Annotated in this window: 16 protein-coding genes; 11 read left to right on the top strand and 5 right to left on the bottom strand. The window is 60.9% G+C overall.

Annotated features, from left to right (window positions below; all coding sequences use genetic code 11):
• Nucleotides 1-87: 87 nt before the first annotated feature.
• Nucleotides 88-2457 (bottom strand): hybrid sensor histidine kinase/response regulator, encoded by a 2370-nt coding sequence (locus FJD34_RS26735; protein ID WP_032861721.1) that lies wholly within the window; start codon nucleotides 2455-2457, stop codon nucleotides 88-90.
• A complete protein-coding gene (locus FJD34_RS28115; RefSeq protein ID WP_162237653.1) occupies nucleotides 2390-2854 on the bottom strand; it encodes a hypothetical protein in 465 nt (154 codons plus the stop codon). The genes FJD34_RS26735 and FJD34_RS28115 overlap by 68 nt, the downstream gene beginning before the upstream one ends.
• Between FJD34_RS28115 and FJD34_RS26740 the strand changes: the two genes are divergently transcribed.
• From FJD34_RS26740 to FJD34_RS26755, 4 genes are all read left to right on the top strand, one after another.
• A complete protein-coding gene (locus FJD34_RS26740) occupies nucleotides 2744-3541 on the top strand; it encodes a hydroxymethylpyrimidine/phosphomethylpyrimidine kinase (protein WP_032861720.1) in 798 nt (265 codons plus the stop codon). The two genes, FJD34_RS28115 and FJD34_RS26740, sit on opposite strands and share 111 nt — an antisense overlap.
• 18 nt (nucleotides 3542-3559) lie before the next feature.
• A complete protein-coding gene (gene thiE, locus FJD34_RS26745; protein ID WP_090292133.1) occupies nucleotides 3560-4183 on the top strand; it encodes a thiamine phosphate synthase in 624 nt (207 codons plus the stop codon).
• A 17-nt stretch (nucleotides 4184-4200) separates the two neighbouring features.
• Nucleotides 4201-5484: a glutamate-1-semialdehyde 2,1-aminomutase gene (hemL, locus tag FJD34_RS26750; RefSeq protein WP_065942801.1), complete on the top strand. Its 1284-nt coding sequence runs from the start codon at nucleotides 4201-4203 to the stop codon at nucleotides 5482-5484.
• Nucleotides 5485-5709: 225 nt separating this feature from the next.
• Nucleotides 5710-6264, top strand: a complete 555-nt coding sequence (locus FJD34_RS26755; RefSeq protein WP_032861717.1) for a tetratricopeptide repeat protein — start codon at nucleotides 5710-5712, stop codon at nucleotides 6262-6264.
• 119 nt (nucleotides 6265-6383) lie between these two features.
• On the opposite strand, the gene FJD34_RS26760 is transcribed toward FJD34_RS26755, so the two are convergent.
• Nucleotides 6384-6710: a DUF1820 family protein gene (locus FJD34_RS26760; RefSeq protein ID WP_003215457.1), complete on the bottom strand. Its 327-nt coding sequence runs from the start codon at nucleotides 6708-6710 to the stop codon at nucleotides 6384-6386.
• A gap of 132 nt (nucleotides 6711-6842) precedes the next feature.
• On the opposite strand from FJD34_RS26760, the gene miaB reads away from it, so the two are divergent.
• From miaB to lnt, 5 genes are all read left to right on the top strand, one after another.
• The gene (gene miaB, locus FJD34_RS26765) at nucleotides 6843-8171 is read left to right on the top strand and encodes a tRNA (N6-isopentenyl adenosine(37)-C2)-methylthiotransferase MiaB (protein ID WP_032861716.1); all 1329 of its coding nucleotides are present in this window, start codon (nucleotides 6843-6845) and stop codon (nucleotides 8169-8171) included.
• A gap of 237 nt (nucleotides 8172-8408) precedes the next feature.
• Nucleotides 8409-9413: a PhoH family protein gene (locus FJD34_RS26770; protein ID WP_029292238.1), complete on the top strand. Its 1005-nt coding sequence runs from the start codon at nucleotides 8409-8411 to the stop codon at nucleotides 9411-9413.
• Complete coding sequence (ybeY, locus tag FJD34_RS26775; RefSeq protein WP_065942800.1) at nucleotides 9406-9864, top strand: rRNA maturation RNase YbeY; 459 nt, start codon at nucleotides 9406-9408, stop codon at nucleotides 9862-9864. The genes FJD34_RS26770 and ybeY overlap by 8 nt, the downstream gene beginning before the upstream one ends.
• 42 nt (nucleotides 9865-9906) lie before the next feature.
• Nucleotides 9907-10746: an HlyC/CorC family transporter gene (locus FJD34_RS26780; RefSeq protein ID WP_032861714.1), complete on the top strand. Its 840-nt coding sequence runs from the start codon at nucleotides 9907-9909 to the stop codon at nucleotides 10744-10746.
• Nucleotides 10747-10754: 8 nt separating this feature from the next.
• Nucleotides 10755-12278: an apolipoprotein N-acyltransferase gene (gene lnt / locus FJD34_RS26785; protein ID WP_090292136.1), complete on the top strand. Its 1524-nt coding sequence runs from the start codon at nucleotides 10755-10757 to the stop codon at nucleotides 12276-12278.
• Nucleotides 12279-12331: 53 nt separating this feature from the next.
• Here lnt and FJD34_RS26790 read toward each other — a convergent pair whose 3' ends face one another.
• Complete coding sequence (locus FJD34_RS26790) at nucleotides 12332-13093, bottom strand: YdcF family protein (protein WP_090292138.1); 762 nt, start codon at nucleotides 13091-13093, stop codon at nucleotides 12332-12334.
• A gap of 84 nt (nucleotides 13094-13177) precedes the next feature.
• A complete protein-coding gene (locus FJD34_RS26795; RefSeq protein WP_032861710.1) occupies nucleotides 13178-13495 on the bottom strand; it encodes a hypothetical protein in 318 nt (105 codons plus the stop codon).
• A gap of 262 nt (nucleotides 13496-13757) precedes the next feature.
• Here FJD34_RS26795 and leuS point away from each other — a divergent pair, with 262 nt between their 5' ends.
• Both leuS and FJD34_RS26805 read left to right on the top strand, forming a co-directional pair.
• Nucleotides 13758-16364: a leucine--tRNA ligase gene (gene leuS, locus FJD34_RS26800; protein WP_090292140.1), complete on the top strand. Its 2607-nt coding sequence runs from the start codon at nucleotides 13758-13760 to the stop codon at nucleotides 16362-16364.
• A 90-nt stretch (nucleotides 16365-16454) separates the two neighbouring features.
• A complete protein-coding gene (locus FJD34_RS26805) occupies nucleotides 16455-17060 on the top strand; it encodes an LPS-assembly lipoprotein LptE (RefSeq protein WP_032861708.1) in 606 nt (201 codons plus the stop codon).
• Nucleotides 17061-17063 lie beyond the last annotated feature (3 nt).

The raw sequence follows: 17063 nt of genomic DNA on the forward strand, positions 1-17063 counted from the left end.
ACGGGCCTCCTGATAAAAGGCCAGCTTCAGTGAGGCCTTCATTTCAGTTAAGCATCGTCACCGCGCTTAAAAAAGTGGCATATACGCCTAACTGCCGGCGCTTTCACCCTCTAACGGACACAGCAGGCGCCGCTGCAATACCGCTTGCAACAGCTCAAAACGTACCGGCTTGACCAACTGTTCGGTAAGGCCGACGCCGTGGCAATGCTGGCGCGCACTGCCTTGCAGTGAGTCGCTCAAGGCAATCACCGGCAGTTCGCCACAGCCTGGCAAGGCCCGGACCTGGCAGCACAGGGAGAAACCATCCTCGGGCACATCCAGCAGCACCGCATCAAATGCCGCGTCCTGCAACATCGCCAACGCCACCGGGCCGCTGCCTGCCACTTTCACCCGGTAACCCAGCTTGAGCAACATCCCGCGCAGGACCAACTGCGTGACGCTATTGTCATCCACCAGCAATACCGTGCAATCCTGGGGCGAGCGCTGCCAATCAACCACCCGTGCCGGCTCGGGCGGCACCGCAATCACGGCCACTTCCAACTGGAAGCGACTGCCTTTGCGCGGTTCGGAATGATGGGTCAGGCGCCCGCCAAGCAATTCGATCAACTGCCGGCAGATCGCCAGGCCAATGCCCAGGCCGCCATATTCACGGGTGGTCGAGCCGTCCACCTGGAAGAAACGCTGATACAAAGTTGCCTCATCCAGGTGGGCAAAACCAATACCGGTATCGGTGACGATAAACGTCAGATGCAAATGACCATCGGCCCGGGGCAGTCCCACCACGCGCACGCGCACCGCGCCTTCGTGGGTAAACTTGAACGCATTATCCAGCAGGCACTCCAGGCACTGCATCAGTTTGCCAGCATCCCCCTCCAGGCGATCCGGCAACTCGCCCGCCACGTCGATGGAAAACTCCAGCCCCTTGCCCTGGGCGTTGCCCAGGAACTGCTGGCGCAAGGTATTGAGCACCCCGCGCAGGCTGAACACCTGCGGCTGCGCGCCAAGGCGACCGGCCTGAAGCTCGGTAAGGGTGAGGATGCCGTTGACCATGCGCATCATGTCCCGCGCCGAACCGGCGGCGGTGTGCTGGTACTGCGCCAGGTCCCCGGACAGGGGCACGGTCTGCATCAACTCCAATGATCCGATCACCCCATTCATCGGCGTGCGCAGTTCATGGGTCAGGGTCGCGAGGAATTCGTCTTTCAACTGGTTGCTGTGGGCCAGTTGCTGGTTGAGCACCTCCAGTTTCTGGCTGGCCTCAAACAGGATCTGCGCCTGTTGTTCGCGCATTGCGTTGATGCGGTCGGCCAGGGCCAGGGACAACAGGGCGACTTCAATGGCCGAGCCGATCTGGCTGGAATACATGGTGAAAAACACATTGGGCAGGTAGCCCAGCACCATCATCGTATTGACCACCCCGCCGATCAGGAACGCCGACCAGGCAATGATGAAATACCGCGCCACGCGCTGGCCGCAGCACCAGGCCTTGATCCCAGCGACAAAAATGGTCACGGTAAAAATCAATGCCAGCGCAGTCGCCAGGCGCAGGGCCAGGGCGTAGCTGGTCATCAGCGACAACAACATCACCACCGCCCCCGTGCCCACCAGCACCAGCAACAGCCGGTCCAGCCAGCGACTGTAGAGGGCGGTATGCAGGAAGCTGCGGGCAAACAGGCTGCCGAACAACGCCGACGCGCCGATCAGGAACGGCGTCGCCGCATTCGCCCACCAGGGGTTGTCGGGCCAGAAATATTCCACCGCCGCGCCATTCACCGAGAGCTGGTACATGCCGAACGAGGCGATATAGAGGATGTAATAGAGGTAGCTGGTGTCGCGCACGCTGAGGTAGATAAACAGGTTGTACACCAGCATGCCCAGCAACACGCCGTAGATCAGGCCCAGCACATACAGGCGCAGCGGCTGATCTTCCAGGTAGGCGGTGCTCGACCACAGGGTCAGCGGCGCCTGGATCGAGCCTTCGCTTTGCAGGCGCAAATAGAGGGTTTTCTGCTCGCCGGCCTTGAAGTCGACATTGAACAGGTAGTTGTTCTGGCGAATCTCGCGACTGGCAAACGGCAATGCATCACCGGTGCGCCCGGCCAGTCGGTAGGCGCCGGTATCATCAGGGACGTACAACTCCAGATGATCAAGGGGCGGATAGGCCAGCTCCAGCAACCAGGTGCGCAGGGCCTTCGGATCCTTGGGCAGGTAATGCAGGTCGACCTTGAGCCAGAACGCCGAGCGCGAATAACCAGCATTGAGGGTGTCTTTATCATGGCGGGTGTAGCGATCGGCCAGTGCCGCAGAACGGGCGTCGGCGAGAGTGACGCTGCCACTTGGATCTTCGAGTACTTGCATGACCCGGCCCAGGGGAAGGCTGCGGGTGGTTTCATTGAACTCGACGGCGCCGGCCAGCATCGGCAGCCCGCACAAGAGAAACATCAGCAAATAGCGCATAGAGCCCCAGCGTGGCCTGTCCGGTTATGTCAAAAGCCCCCCATTCCTTTTGAGAAGACGTACACCGGCGATACATTAAGTTGTTTGGATCCACTCTAGCATAGCCGGTAAAGGCCAAAAGACACCATTGAAATAATTTTTTGAAAGGCTCTAGGCCGGGGCTTTCAGAGCGATAACTGCCAGAAATAAATAATGGCCTATAGCCACTTTTCTTGATATTCCGAAGCAAAATACAAGCACTGCCCGACAGCCACGCAAAAAGCGTTTGGTGGTAAGCTCGCGCACCATGAATATCTACAGCTCTCGCCCTGTTGTCCTCTGTCTCTCCGGCCATGATCCCAGTGGTGGCGCCGGCTTGCAGGCAGATATCGAAGCCCTGCTCGCCCAAGGCTGTCATGCGGCTCCGGCCGTGACCGCGCTGACCGTGCAGAACACCGTGAATGTCAGCGATTTCCGCGTACTCGACCGCGAGTGGGTGCTGGCCCAGGCCAATGCCGTGCTTGGCGACTCCGAAGTTGCAGCGGTCAAGTTGGGCATGCTCGGTTCCACCGTCATGGTCGACACCGTGGTCGAACTGCTCCAGCAGCACCCGCATCTGCCGGTAGTCTGCGACCCGGTGCTGCGCGCCGGTGGCGGTGGCAGCCTGGGCAAGGACGAGGTCGGCTATGCCATGCGCGAGCGGCTGTTGCCCTTGTCGCTGATTGCCACGCCCAACCTGCCTGAAGCGCGCATCCTCGCCGAACTGCCCGAAGGCACGGCGGACCAGTGCGCCGAGAAACTGCTGCCATTCATCAAGCACCTGTTGATCACCGGCGGCCACGGCGACGAGCATGAGGTGCACAATCGCCTGTACAGCCGCGACGGCACCCGCCGCACCTTCACCTGCCAGCGCCTGCCCGGCAGCTATCATGGCTCCGGTTGCACCCTGGCCAGCGCCCTCGCCGGCCGCCTGGCCCAGGGCGAAGGCCTGGCCAGCGCCGTGGAGTCGGCACTCAATTACACCTGGCGCACCCTGCGGGACGCCGAACAATTGGGCCAGGGGCAGTTTGTGCCGCGTCGCCTGCCACTGGATTTCTGTTCGTAATATCAAGGGGCCTGCTCGATGAAACTACGTGGCCTGTATGCCATTACCGACAGCCAACTATTGGCCGGTAAGTTCCTGTCCTACGTCGAGGCCGCGCTGGAAGGCGGCGTGACGTTGCTGCAGTACCGCGATAAAAGCAGCGACGAGGCCCGGCGCCTGCGCGAAGCCGAAGCCCTGCGTGAACTGTGCTCGCGCTACAAGACCCAGTTGATCATCAATGACGATGCCGAACTGGCCGCGCGCCTGGGCGTCGGCGTCCACCTCGGCCAGACCGACGGCCCGCTGACCCCGGCCCGTGCGTTGCTGGGGCGCCATGCAATCATCGGTTCCACCTGCCATAGCCAGATCGAACTGGCCGAACAGGCCGCGCGCGAAGGCGCCAGCTATGTCGCCTTTGGCCGTTTCTTCAATTCCAGCACCAAACCCGGCGCCCCGGCAGCCACCCTCGAAATGCTCGCCCAGGCCCGCGCCCGCTTGCAGGTGCCGATCTGCGTGATCGGCGGCATCTCCCTGGAAAATGCCGCGCCCCTGGTCGAGCACGGCGCCGACCTGCTGGCCGTGGTCCACGGCCTGTTCGGTGCCGACAGCCCCCAGGAAGTGACGCGCCGCGCCCGCGCCTTCAACGAACTCCTTAAATCCTGAATTCAGAGAGCCTGCCCATGTCTCGTTCCGAAACCCTGTTTGCCAATGCCCAGAAACACATCCCCGGCGGTGTGAACTCCCCCGTGCGTGCGTTCAAGAGCGTTGGCGGCACCCCGCTGTTCTTCAAGCACGCCGAAGGCGCCTACGTCACCGACGAAGATGACAAGCGCTATGTGGACTACGTGGGTTCCTGGGGCCCGATGATTCTCGGCCACAGCCACCCCGACGTGCTGGACGCGGTGCGCAAGCAACTGGAGCATGGCCTGTCCTACGGCGCGCCAACCGCCATGGAAACCGAAATGGCGGACCTGGTGTGCTCGATCGTGCCGTCGATGGAGATGGTGCGCATGGTCAGCTCCGGCACCGAGGCGACCATGAGCGCGATCCGCCTGGCCCGTGGCTTCACTGGCCGCGACAGCATCATCAAGTTCGAAGGCTGCTACCACGGCCACTCCGACAGCCTGCTGGTCAAGGCCGGTTCGGGCCTGTTGACCCAGGGCGTACCGAGCTCGGCAGGCGTGCCGGCGGCATTCGCCAAGCACACCCTGACGCTGCCGTTCAATGACATCGCTGCCGTCGAAACAATGCTCAGCGAAGTCGGCCAGGACGTGGCGTGCATCATCGTCGAGCCGGTCGCCGGCAACATGAACTGCGTGCCACCGGCGCCGGGTTTCCTCGAAGGCCTGCGCGAGCAGTGCGACAAACACGGCGTGGTATTGATTTTCGACGAAGTGATGACCGGTTTCCGTGTTGCCCTCGGCGGCGCCCAGGCTTACTACGGCGTCACGCCGGACCTGAGCACCTTCGGCAAGATCATCGGCGGCGGCATGCCGGTGGGCTGCTTCGGCGGCAAGCGCGAAATCATGCAGCACATCGCGCCACTGGGCCCGGTCTACCAGGCCGGCACCTTGTCCGGCAACCCATTGGCCATGGCCGCCGGCCTGACTACCCTGCGCCTGATCAGCCGCCCGGACTTCCATGCCGAGTTGACCGACTACACCACGCGCCTGCTGGACGGCCTGCAACAACGCGCCGATGCGGCGGGCATCCCGTTCGTCACGACCCAGGCCGGTGGCATGTTCGGCCTGTATTTCAGTGGCGCCGACGACATCGTGACCTTTGACGATGTGATGGGCAGCGATGCCAACCTGTTCAAGCGCTTCTTCCACCTGATGCTCGAAGGCGGTGTGTACCTGGCACCGAGTGCCTTTGAAGCCGGCTTCACCTCCATCGCCCATGGCGAAGCCGAGCTGAAACTGACCCTGGATGCTGCCGAGCGTGCCTTCGCCGCACTGAAGTAAGCCAGCCAAAACCTGACGTCGCCCCTGGCGGCGTCAGATTTGCTACCTTGCTTACAGAAATTTCCTTCTTTTTTCGAGAAATCACCTGCAATCCGGCAGATAACTTGCCCACGCAGCAGAAAAACGAGTAAAGACTTTGTAAGCAGAGGCCTGCTTATTTCATAATGCGCGCTTATTGGATCCCCACGTGGTTCCACGCGCCCCGTCAGAGGTAAGTCGATTCCCATGAAACGCACCGGCCGCACCCTGGTTCTGGGCTGCCTGTTGCTCCTTCAACCGCTGCTTGCGCATGCACAAGCGGGCGGCAACTCGTTGTTGATCCCAGCGATGGGTCGTTGCACCCTCAATACTCAGCCAGAAAGCCAGGCCGAGGCCCTGAGCGCCTGCCAGACCCTGGCCGATGGCGGGGATGCGCAGGCGCAATACGAGTTGGGCGAATTCTTCTATGACGACAAGAATCCCTCCCGTGACCTCAATAAAGCCCTGAGCTTTTTCGAGAAAGCCTCGTTGCAGGGGCATGCGCAAGCCCAATTCAAGCTGGGCAGCATGTTCTTTCATGGTGAAGGTGTGCCGGCCAATAACGTGCAGGCGTATATCGTGCTGAAGATGGCGGCGGTCAATGGCGCCGAAGATGCGCTCGACACCGCCGATGAAGTGGCCGAGCACATGCAGCGTGATGAGTTGGAAGTGGCGACCCAGGTGCTGGGGCAGATTTTCCGCAATTATCTGCTGGAGTTGCAGAGTGCGGATGGGCGTTCGCCTTTCTCGCCGCTGCCCTGACATTATCTAAACCCTTCTGACGCCATCGCAGGCAAGCCAGCTCCCACATTTGAATGTGTTCACAAATCAAAATGTGGGAGCTGGCTTGCCTGCGATGGGCGCGACGCGGTCTAAAAAGCTTACTTCTCAGGCATCGGCATCGGAAACGGCATGACATTGCTCATGCCCCGCGCTTCGCTGATCTTCGGCGTGCCCAGGCGCTCGACTTCATCGATGCGCACAATCGAATGCATCGGCACAAAACTGCGCACCACGCCTTCGAACTGGGCCTTGAGCTTTTCCTCGCCCGGATCGACGACCAGCTGCGTGCGCTCGCCAAAGACGAACTCTTCCACTTCCAGGAAGCCCCACAGATCACTTTGATAGATCTGCTTGGCGTACATTTCGAACACCTGGCCCTGGTTAAGGAAAATCACCTTGTAGATTGGAGCTTCACGTTTGGTCATGGGGGGCGGGCAGCACATCGGCGGATATAAATGAGGGCGCGAACTATAGCATGGCACCCGATGCACAGTGCTAGGAACCAATGGGCATGCCCCCTATAATGCGCGGTTCTTTACCACCAGTTGACGATTCCCATGGCCAAGAAGCTTTACATCGAAACCCACGGTTGCCAGATGAACGAGTACGACAGCTCGCGCATGGTCGATCTGCTGGGTGAACATCAGGCCCTGGAAGTCACGGCGCGCGCCGAAGATGCCGACGTGATCCTGCTCAATACCTGCTCGATCCGCGAACGGGCCCAGGACCGGGTCTACTCGCAGCTGGGTCGCTGGCGTGAATTGAAACTGGCCAACCCGGACATGGTAATCGCCGTTGGCGGTTGTGTGGCCAGCCAGGAAGGCGCGGCCATTCGCGACCGCGCACCTTATGTCGACGTGGTCTTTGGCCCGCAGACCCTGCATCGCCTGCCGGAGATGATCGACGCTGCGCGCATCACCAAGTTGCCGCAGGTGGACGTCTCGTTCCCGGAAATAGAAAAATTCGACCATTTGCCCGAGCCACGCATCGATGGCCCGAGCGCCTACGTGTCGGTAATGGAAGGTTGCAGCAAGTACTGCACCTTCTGCGTGGTGCCTTATACCCGTGGCGAAGAAGTCAGTCGGCCGTTCGACGATGTGCTGTCAGAAATCATCCACCTGGCTGAAAACGGCGTGCGTGAAGTGACCCTGCTGGGGCAGAACGTCAACGGCTATCGTGGCCAGACCCACGACGGGCGCCTGGCGGACCTGGCCGAGCTGATTCGCGTGGTCGCGGCGGTGGACGGTATCGAGCGCATCCGCTACACCACCTCGCACCCGCTGGAATTCTCCGACAGCCTGATCCAGGCCCACGCCGAAGTGCCGGAGCTGGTCAAACACCTGCACTTGCCGGTGCAATCGGGCTCGGACCGTATCCTGTCGGCAATGAAGCGCAACCACACGGCCCTGGAGTACAAGTCCAAGCTGCGCAAACTGCGCGCCGCCGTGCCGGGTATCTGCATCAGTTCGGACTTTATTGTCGGCTTCCCTGGCGAGACCGAAAAAGACTTCGAGCAGACCATGAAGCTGATTGAAGACGTCGGGTTCGATTTCTCCTACTCCTTCGTCTACAGCCAGCGCCCCGGCACACCAGCCGCGGACCTCGCGGACGAAACCCCGGAGGCGTTGAAAAAAGAGCGTCTGAACGCACTGCAACATCGCCTCAACCAGCAGGGTTTCGAGATCAGCCGACAAATGGTCGGTTCAACCCAGCGCATCCTGGTTACCGATTACTCGAAGAAAGACCCGGGCGAATTGCAGGGACGGACCGAGAACAACCGGATCGTCAACTTCCGCTGCGATAACCCGACGCTGATCGGCCAGTTTGCCGACGTGCACATCGACGCGGCGCAACCGCACTCGCTGCGCGGTTCGCTGATCAACTGACGGGACAGATCCGGGGACAAATGTAGATCAAATGTGGGAGCTGGCTTGCCTGCGATAGCGATGTAACAGGCAGTATCTCTTTTGAATGGGCCGACCCTATCGCAGGCAAGCCAGCTCCCACAGGGGTTCTTCATTGTTATCGAGAGTGGAGCCAGTCCATTTAAGTGCTTTCGCACACTGGCGGCTGGCGTTATCCTCTATTTCACCTAAACAGCCAAAGGGCGGCTAAAAGCAACCTTGAACGCACCCATAGCAGAACCCCATCGTTTTCTCCTTGAGCCGTTTGAGGCTCGCCGTTTCGCCAACTTGTGCGGACAGTTCGACGAGCACCTGCGCCTGATCGAACAACGCCTGAGCATCGAGATCCGCAACCGCGGCAATCAGTTCGAGCTCATTGGTGAACCCCAGCACACTACGTCTGCAGAAAACCTGCTGCGCCGCCTCTACCGTGAAACCAAGGGTAGCGAGCTGTCGCCGGAAACCGTGCACCTGTACCTGCAGGAATCCGCCGTAGAAGACCTGGCCAATAACCCGGTGGCCGAAGCCAGCGTGGCGCTGCGCACCAAAAAAGGCATGATTCGCCCACGCGGCTTGAATCAGCAGCGCTATGTCAAAGAGATCCTCGGCAACGACATCAACTTCGGCATCGGCCCGGCCGGTACCGGCAAGACTTACCTGGCCGTCGCCTGTGCGGTTGACGCCCTGGAGCGCGAACAGGTGCGACGCATCCTGTTGGTGCGCCCGGCGGTCGAAGCCGGCGAGAAACTGGGCTTTCTGCCCGGCGATCTGGCCCAGAAGATCGACCCCTACCTGCGCCCGCTCTACGATGCGTTGTATGAAATGCTCGGCTTCGAATACGTCGCCAAGCTGATCGAACGCCAGGTGATCGAGATCGCCCCGCTGGCCTATATGCGCGGTCGGACCCTGAACAACAGCTTTATCATCCTCGACGAAAGCCAGAACACCACGGTCGAGCAGATGAAGATGTTCCTGACCCGGATCGGCTTCGGCTCCACGGCAGTGATCACCGGGGATATCACCCAGGTCGACCTGCCCAAGGGCACCAAATCGGGCCTGGGCCAGGTGATCGAAGTCCTCAAGGACGTGCCGGGGATCAGCTTTACCCACTTCATGCCCAAGGATGTGGTGCGTCACCCGCTGGTCCAGCGCATTGTCGAGGCCTACGAGCGCTTCGAACACCGCGATGACGGCCTGTCCAAGGACAATCGCCGCGATGCTTGAGCTTGACCTGCAACTGGCCACCCAAGCGCCAGCCCCCAGCGAAGAACAGTTTCGCCAATGGTGCACACTGGCCCTGCGCCAGCGCACCGCTGACTCGGAACTTACCATTCGTCTGGTGGACGAGCCTGAAGGCCGCGAGCTGAATCACACCTGGCGCCAGAAAGACTACGCGACCAACGTACTGTCATTTCCCGCCGACGTACCGGATGAACTACTGGATATCCCGCTGCTGGGTGACCTGGTGATCTGCGTCGCGGTGGTAGAGCGCGAGGCGAAGGAACAAGGCAAGGCTCTTGAGGCCCACTGGGCCCACTTGGTCATGCACGGCTGCTTGCATCTGTTGGGTTACGACCATATAGATGATGAAGAAGCCGAAGAAATGGAAGCACTGGAACGAACGTTGCTTGCAGAGTTGGGGCATCCTGACCCCTATGCAGACGACGAACACTAATCGACACTCAACTGAAACAATCAAGGATTTAGAGTAATCGCTATGAGCGAAGACCGATCGAGCAACGGGCAAAAGTCATGGCTGGGCAAACTGACCCAGGCTTTTGCCCACGAGCCGAAAAACCGCAAGGAGCTGCTGGAGCTTCTGCGCGAGGCCCATCAGAACAAGTTGCTGGACAGCGAAGCGCTGGCCATCGTCGAAGGCGCCATCCAGGTGGCTGACCTGCAAGTGCGTGACATCATGGTCCCGCGCTCGCAGATGATCAGCATCAAGGCGACCCAGACCCCACGGGAATTTCTCCCGGCCGTGATCGACTCGGCGCACTCGCGCTACCCGGTGATCGGCGAAAACCATGACGAAGTCATGGGTGTCCTGCTGGCCAAGGACTTGCTGCCGCTGATCCTCAAGGAGAACGGCGACAGCTTCAACATCAAGGACCTGCTGCGTCCTGCCACTTTCGTGCCTGAATCCAAGCGCCTGAATGTGCTGCTGCGCGAGTTTCGCGCCAACCACAATCACATGGCCATCGTCATTGACGAATACGGCGGCGTTGCCGGCCTGGTAACTATCGAAGACGTGCTCGAACAGATCGTCGGCGATATCGAAGACGAACACGACGTCGAAGAAGACAGCTACATCAAGCCACTGCCCAGCGGTGACTTCCTGATCAAGGCGCTGACGCCGATCGAGAACTTCAACGAGTTCTTCGACAGCGAATTCTCCGACGATGAGTTCGACACCGTGGGCGGCCTGGTGATGAGTGCGTTTGGCCATCTGCCCAAGCGTAACGAAACCACCGAGATCGGCGCCTATCGCTTCCGCATCCTGAATGCCGACAGCCGCCGCATCCACCTGATCCGCCTGACACCTATTGCCCGCTAAGGACTGATATGCGCCGTCTCACCGCACCCGGCTGGCCCGGTAACCTGCTGGCCGTGGTGGCCGGTGCTATCACCACCCTGGCGCTGGCGCCATTCGATATCTGGCCGCTGGCACTGGTGGCGGTCGGGGTGTTCTATGCCGGGATGCGCCAACTGACCCCGCGCCAGGCCTTCGGGCGTGGCTGGTGTTTCGGGTTTGGCCTGTTTGGCGCGGGCACCAGTTGGATTTACTACAGCATCCATCACTTCGGCGGGGCTTCGGTGCTGCTGGCCGGGCTGCTGATGCTGGCGTTCACCGCGGCGATTGCCCTGTTCTTTGCCCTGCCTGCCTGGCTCTGGGCCCGCTGGATCCGCCGTAACGAAGCGCCGCTGGCCGACGCCTTGGCGTTTGCTGCACTGTGGGTGGGCCAGGAAGCGTTTCGCGGCTGGTTCCTCACCGGTTTCCCCTGGCTGTACTCCGGTTACAGCCAACTCGACGGGCCGCTGGCCGGGCTCGCGCCGCTGGGCGGGGTGTGGCTGATTTCCTTTGCCCTGGCCCTGAGCGCTGCGCTGATTGTTAACCTGCCGCGACTGCTGGCAGCCAGGCGCAACGTGTTTGTCGGCACCGGCCTGGTACTGCTGGTCGCACCGTGGGCCATTGGCCTGGCGCTCAAGCACCACGCCTGGACCAGCCCCGCAGGTGAACCGCTAACCGTCGCGGCGATCCAGGGCAATGTCGAGCAGAGCATGAAATGGGACCCAGCGCAGCTCAACGAGCAACTGGCGCTGTACCGCGACATGAGCTTTGCCTCCAAGCGCGTGGACCTGCTGATCTGGCCGGAAACCGCCGTGCCAGTGCTCAAGGAGTCCGTCGAGGGTTATCTGGGGATGATGGGCAAGTTCGCCGCCGACCGGAACGGCGCAATGATCACCGGTGTGCCGATTCGCCAGGAGGTACGCCATGAAAAGCGCTACTTCAATGGCATCACCGTGGTCGGCCAGGGTGATGGCACCTATTTGAAGCAGAAGCTGGTGCCCTTTGGCGAGTATGTGCCGCTGCAGGATGTGCTGCGCGGACTGATTGCGTTCTTCGACCTGCCGATGTCGGACTTTGCCCGTGGCCCCGAAGACCAGGCTCTGCTGCAAGCCAAGGGCTATCAGATCGCCCCGTATATCTGCTACGAAGTGGTCTACCCGGAGTTCGCTGCAGACCTCGCCGCCCGCAGCGACTTGCTGCTGACCATCAGCAATGACACCTGGTTCGGCACCTCCATCGGCCCCTTGCAGCACCTGCAAATGGCCCAGATGCGTGCCCTGGAGGCCGGCCGCTGGATGATCCGCGCCACCAACAACGGCGTGACCGGCCTGATCAACCCGTTTGGGCAGATCACCGAGCAGATCCCGCAGTTCGAGCGCGGCATTCTCTACGGGGAAGTGGTGCCGATGCACAACCTGACGCCGTACCTGCAATGGCGTTCGTGGCCGCTGATCATCCTGTGCCTGGGGCTGTTTGGCTGGGCACTGCTGGCCGGGCGCATGGCCAAGACTGTCTGACAGACACACAAAACCCAATGTGGGAGCCCGCTCCCACATTTTGATGTGTGGTGTTAGCGATAGAACAGCCGGTAACCCACCTGCCCCACCGCCTCGTTGATCAACTGCCCGCTCTGCCAGATCGACTTGAACTCCGGCATCCAGCCGCCCAGCGGCCGAGCGTTGTCCACGCCCAGGAAACCGACCGGCGCCGGCACCACGGTAAAGCCGGCTTTCTCGAAGCTCCACACGGAACGCGGCATATGCCAGGCCTGGGTCACAACCACCACGCGCTTGACGCCCTGGGGCAACAGGATCTCGGCGCTCATCTGTGCATTTTCCCAGGTGGTGCGGCTACGCTCTTCCTTCCAGCGCACGGCCACGCCAAAGTCTTGTTGCATCGACACCGCCATCAACTCTGACTCGCTGGGCGGCGTGCCATAGTGCAGGCCGCCGGTGGTCAGCACCGGCAGCCCCGACGCCTTGGCCAATCGCGCGGCATAGCGCTGGCGCTCCAGGCCGATACCGGTCGGCTGATCAGCGCCCCAGGCCGGATCGCCCCGCTCACGACCCGAGCCCAACACCACAATGGCATCGGCTCGTTGCGCCAGGCCGGCCCAGTCTTCCAGGGCCAATGGCGGTTCGGTTTCCAGCGCGCGGGCGCCCCACTCCACCATCACCGGCAGGCTGATCAGCCACATCCCGCCAAACCCCAAGGCAAAGCATCCCCCGGCCAAGCGCGGGCGGCTGCGGCGAAACCACCAGGCAAGGGCCAGCAGCAGCAAGAAAATGCCGGGGGGCAACAGTAATTGTTTGATGAAATAACGAATAGGCATCGAGCATCTCCAAAGATGCCCGAAGCCTAAGGTGTAACGGGGTTTAGCGACAATCTTTACACGCGGCGGATAACGCTGATCAAGTTACTTGAATCGTGCAGACCGCAGCTTTTCCGGGCCACGGCCGGTCGACAAGTCCTTGAGCCATACCACCTTGGACGATCGCACCGGCTCCCTGGCTGGCACAGGAGCCACCCATTGCGGGATTGGGCACGCGTTCAAGTCCAGGTAGGCCTTGATCACTTCAAACTCTGCAGGGCTCAAGCCTCGCAGTTCCAGCTCATCAGGCCGCTCGTCACGCAATCGACCTGCGGTTCTTGCTGCGTCCAGTGCTCGACCCAAGCGGTCGATCAGTCCTTCATACACTTGCGGTTTCGTTCTCATTCGCTGCGAATCTACCATCCCCTCACCTCATTAAAGATAAGTCTCACTCCCCAATAAACAGCGTAGCTGTGCTGACGCAACCAACCGCACGCCGCGACCAACGGCCTGCGCTGCGCAATCAGGGTTTCCCTCGATAGAGTGGGGTCATGTATGCTACGGCGCTTCCTGTAACTCCACTTCCCGCAGGGTTTGGGCACGGACGCGCCGCTGTTTGGTGTCGATCAACCCGAACGTTGCACCGAAGAGGATTAGGCCACCCCTATTCAGTTCAAAAGTAGCCATGCACGAACAATATCAGCCCCGTGAAATAGAAAATGCCGCCCAAACCTTCTGGGACGAGCAAAAGTCCTTTGAAGTCAGTGAACAGCCAGGCAAGGAGACTTTCTACTGCCTATCGATGTTCCCTTACCCCAGCGGCAAGCTACACATGGGGCACGTGCGTAACTACACCATCGGCGACGTGATTTCCCGCTACCAGCGCATGCTCGGCAAGAACGTCCTGCAACCCATGGGTTGGGACGCCTTCGGCATGCCGGCGGAAAACGCCGCGATGAAGAACAACGTAGCGCCCGCCAAGTGGACCTACGAAAACATCGCCTACATGAAGACCCAGCTGCGCAGCCTGGGCCTGGCCGTGGACTGGTCCCGCGAAGTGACCACCTGCAAGCCCGATTACTATCGCTGGGAACAATGGCTGTTCACTCGCCTGTTCGAAAAAGGCGTGATCTACAAAAAAAGCGGCACCGTGAACTGGGACCCGATCGACCAGACCGTGCTGGCCAACGAACAAGTGATCGACGGCCGCGGCTGGCGTTCCGGCGCGCTGATCGAAAAGCGCGAAATCCCGATGTACTACTTCAAGATCACCGCCTACGCGGATGAACTCTTGTCGAGCCTCGACGACCTGCCGGGCTGGCCTGAACAGGTCAAGACCATGCAACGCAACTGGATCGGCAAGTCCAAGGGCATGGAAGTGCAGTTCCCGTACAACGTCGATTCCATCGGCGCAGAGGGCGCACTGAAAGTCTTCACGACCCGTCCGGATACCCTGCTGGGCGCCACCTACGTGGCCGTGGCCGCGGAACACCCGCTGGCCACCCAGGCTGCACAGAACAACCCTGAGCTGCAGGCGTTCATCGCCGAATGCAAAGGCGGCAGCGTGGCTGAAGCCGACGTCGCCACCCAGGAGAAAAAAGGCCTGCCGACCTCGCTGTTCGTCGAACACCCGCTGACCGGCGAGAAACTGCCGGTATGGGTCGCCAACTATGTGCTGATGCACTACGGCGATGGCGCAGTAATGGCCGTGCCGGCCCACGACGAGCGCGACTTCGAGTTCGCCACCAAGTACAACCTGCCGATCAAGTCGGTGGTGCGTACCAGCTCCGGCGATACCAACCCGGCCCCATGGCAAGACGCCTACGGCGAGCACGGCACCCTGATCAACTCCGGCGAGTTTGACGGCCTGGACTTCGTCGGTGCCTTCGACGCCATGGAAGTCGCACTGATCAAGAAAAACCTCGGTGCCTCGCGCACCCAGTTCCGCCTGCGCGACTGGGGCATCAGCCGCCAGCGCTACTGGGGCTGCCCGATCCCGATCATCCACTGCGAAAGCTGTGGCGACGTGCCGGTGCCAGAAGATCAACTGCCGGTCGTGCTGCCAGAAGATGTGGTGCCGGACGGCGCCGGCTCGCCATTGGCGCGCATGCCCGAGTTCTACGAGTGCAGTTGCCCGAAATGCGGTGCACCTGCCAAGCGTGAAACCGACACCATGGACACCTTCGTCGAGTCCTCGTGGTATTACGCCCGCTACGCCTCGCCGCACTATGAAGGCGGCCTGGTGGAAAAATCCGCAGCTGACCACTGGTTGCCGGTGGATCAGTACATCGGCGGTATCGAACACGCGATTCTGCACCTGCTCTACGCGCGCTTCTTCCATAAACTGATGCGTGACGAAGGCCTGGTGAGTTCCGACGAGCCGTTCAAGAACCTGCTGACCCAAGGCATGGTGATCGCCGAGACTTACTATCGCCGCGAAGCCAATGGCGCCTATACCTGGTTCAACCCGGCGGACGTCGAGCTTGAGCGTGACAGCAAGGCCAAGGTGATCAGCGCCAAGTTGAAATCCGACGGCCTGCCGGTGGAAATCGGCGGCACCGAGAAGATGGCCAAGTCGAAGAACAACGGCGTTGACCCTCAGTCGATGATCGACCAGTTCGGCGCCGATACCTGCCGCCTGTTCATGATGTTCGCCTCGCCGCCCGACATGAGCGCCGAATGGTCAGACTCCGGCGTCGAAGGCTCGCACCGCTTCCTCAAGCGCGTCTGGCGCCTGGCGCATGCCCATATCAGCCAGGGCTTGCCGGGCAAACTGGACGTGGCGTTGCTGAACGACGAGCAAAAACTGATTCGCCGCAGCACCCACCTGGCCATCAAGCAAGCCAGCCAGGACGTGGGCCAGCATCACAAGTTCAACACCGCTATCGCCCAGGTGATGACGCTGATGAACGTGCTGGAAAAAGCCCCGCAGGTCACCGAGCAGGACCGTGCGCTGGTACAGGAAGGCCTGGAAACTGTCGTCCTGCTGCTGGCGCCGATCACCCCGCACATCAGCCACGACCTGTGGAGCCAGTTGGGCCACAGCGGCGCGGTGATCGATGCCCAATGGCCCGTCGCGGATGACAGCGCCCTGGTACAGGACACGCTGCAACTGGTGATTCAGGTCAACGGCAAGCTGCGCGGCCAGATCGACATGCCTGCCAGCGCCAGTCGCGAAGAAGTCGAAGCCGCCGCTCGCTGCAACGAAAACGTGCTGCGCTTCACCGAAGGCCTGACGATCCGCAAAGTGATCGTGGTGCCCGGCAAACTGGTCAATATCGTCGCTAGCTAATCGGATCGGGCGCCAGGGCAAGAGCCCCGGCGCCGAACAAAACCTCCAGGGCCTCGATAAGGCCCACATGGTTTCAAGGGGAGCAATAAAATGATCAAACGCAACCTGCTGGTTATGGGCCTTGCCGTATTGTTGAGCGCTTGCGGCTTCCAGCTGCGCGGCACCGGCACCACTGAACTGGCGATCAAGGAACTGGATGTCAGCGCACGCAACGCCTATGGCGAAACCGTGACTCAGCTGCGTCAAACCCTGGAAAACAGCGGCGTCAAAGTCTATCCAGGGGCAGCTTACAAACTGGTGCTGGTCGACGAGAAAGAAACCCAGCGTAATATCAGCTACGCCAGTGCCGGCCGCTCTTCGGACATCGAAATGAGCAGCGTGCTCATGTTCCAGATCCAGGGTCACGACCAGTTGCCACTGATCAGCGACAAGCTGCAAGTGCAGAAAGTCGTGACACATGACGGTAACAACCTGGTCGGTTCGGATACCGAGGTCAACCAGGTGCGCAATGAAATGCGCCGCGACCTGGTCCAGCGTATGGTCCTGCGCCTGCAGATGATCAGCCCGGCCCAACTGGATGCCCTGCAGCAGACTGCCGATGCCAAGGCCAAGGCGGATGCCGAAGCGCTGAAAGCCGCGCAGGACTATGAAAACAGCATCCCCAAGCAATCGCCTGTTGAAGTCCCTGCCGAGTAAACC

Source organism: Pseudomonas brenneri (assembly GCF_007858285.1).
GTDB lineage: Bacteria > Pseudomonadota > Gammaproteobacteria > Pseudomonadales > Pseudomonadaceae > Aquipseudomonas > Aquipseudomonas brenneri.

Excerpts from the sequence above, each read along its gene's own strand:
- thiE (WP_090292133.1), top strand. The coding sequence starts at position 3,560 with ATGAAACTACGTGGCCTGTATGCCATTACCGACAGCCAACTATTGGCC.
- leuS (WP_090292140.1), top strand. The coding sequence starts at position 13,758 with ATGCACGAACAATATCAGCCCCGTGAAATAGAAAATGCCGCCCAAACC.
- hemL (WP_065942801.1), top strand. The coding sequence starts at position 4,201 with ATGTCTCGTTCCGAAACCCTGTTTGCCAATGCCCAGAAACACATCCCC.
- FJD34_RS26760 (WP_003215457.1), bottom strand. The coding sequence starts at position 6,710 with ATGACCAAACGTGAAGCTCCAATCTACAAGGTGATTTTCCTTAACCAG.
- lnt (WP_090292136.1), top strand. The coding sequence starts at position 10,755 with ATGCGCCGTCTCACCGCACCCGGCTGGCCCGGTAACCTGCTGGCCGTG.
- FJD34_RS26735 (WP_032861721.1), bottom strand. The coding sequence starts at position 2,457 with ATGCGCTATTTGCTGATGTTTCTCTTGTGCGGGCTGCCGATGCTGGCC.
- FJD34_RS26755 (WP_032861717.1), top strand. The coding sequence starts at position 5,710 with ATGAAACGCACCGGCCGCACCCTGGTTCTGGGCTGCCTGTTGCTCCTT.
- ybeY (WP_065942800.1), top strand. The coding sequence starts at position 9,406 with ATGCTTGAGCTTGACCTGCAACTGGCCACCCAAGCGCCAGCCCCCAGC.
- miaB (WP_032861716.1), top strand. The coding sequence starts at position 6,843 with ATGGCCAAGAAGCTTTACATCGAAACCCACGGTTGCCAGATGAACGAG.
- FJD34_RS26805 (WP_032861708.1), top strand. The coding sequence starts at position 16,455 with ATGATCAAACGCAACCTGCTGGTTATGGGCCTTGCCGTATTGTTGAGC.
- FJD34_RS26780 (WP_032861714.1), top strand. The coding sequence starts at position 9,907 with ATGAGCGAAGACCGATCGAGCAACGGGCAAAAGTCATGGCTGGGCAAA.
- FJD34_RS28115 (WP_162237653.1), bottom strand. The coding sequence starts at position 2,854 with ATGACAGCCTTGGGCGAGCAGGGCTTCGATATCTGCCTGCAAGCCGGC.
- FJD34_RS26740 (WP_032861720.1), top strand. The coding sequence starts at position 2,744 with ATGAATATCTACAGCTCTCGCCCTGTTGTCCTCTGTCTCTCCGGCCAT.
- FJD34_RS26790 (WP_090292138.1), bottom strand. The coding sequence starts at position 13,093 with ATGCCTATTCGTTATTTCATCAAACAATTACTGTTGCCCCCCGGCATT.
- FJD34_RS26795 (WP_032861710.1), bottom strand. The coding sequence starts at position 13,495 with ATGGTAGATTCGCAGCGAATGAGAACGAAACCGCAAGTGTATGAAGGA.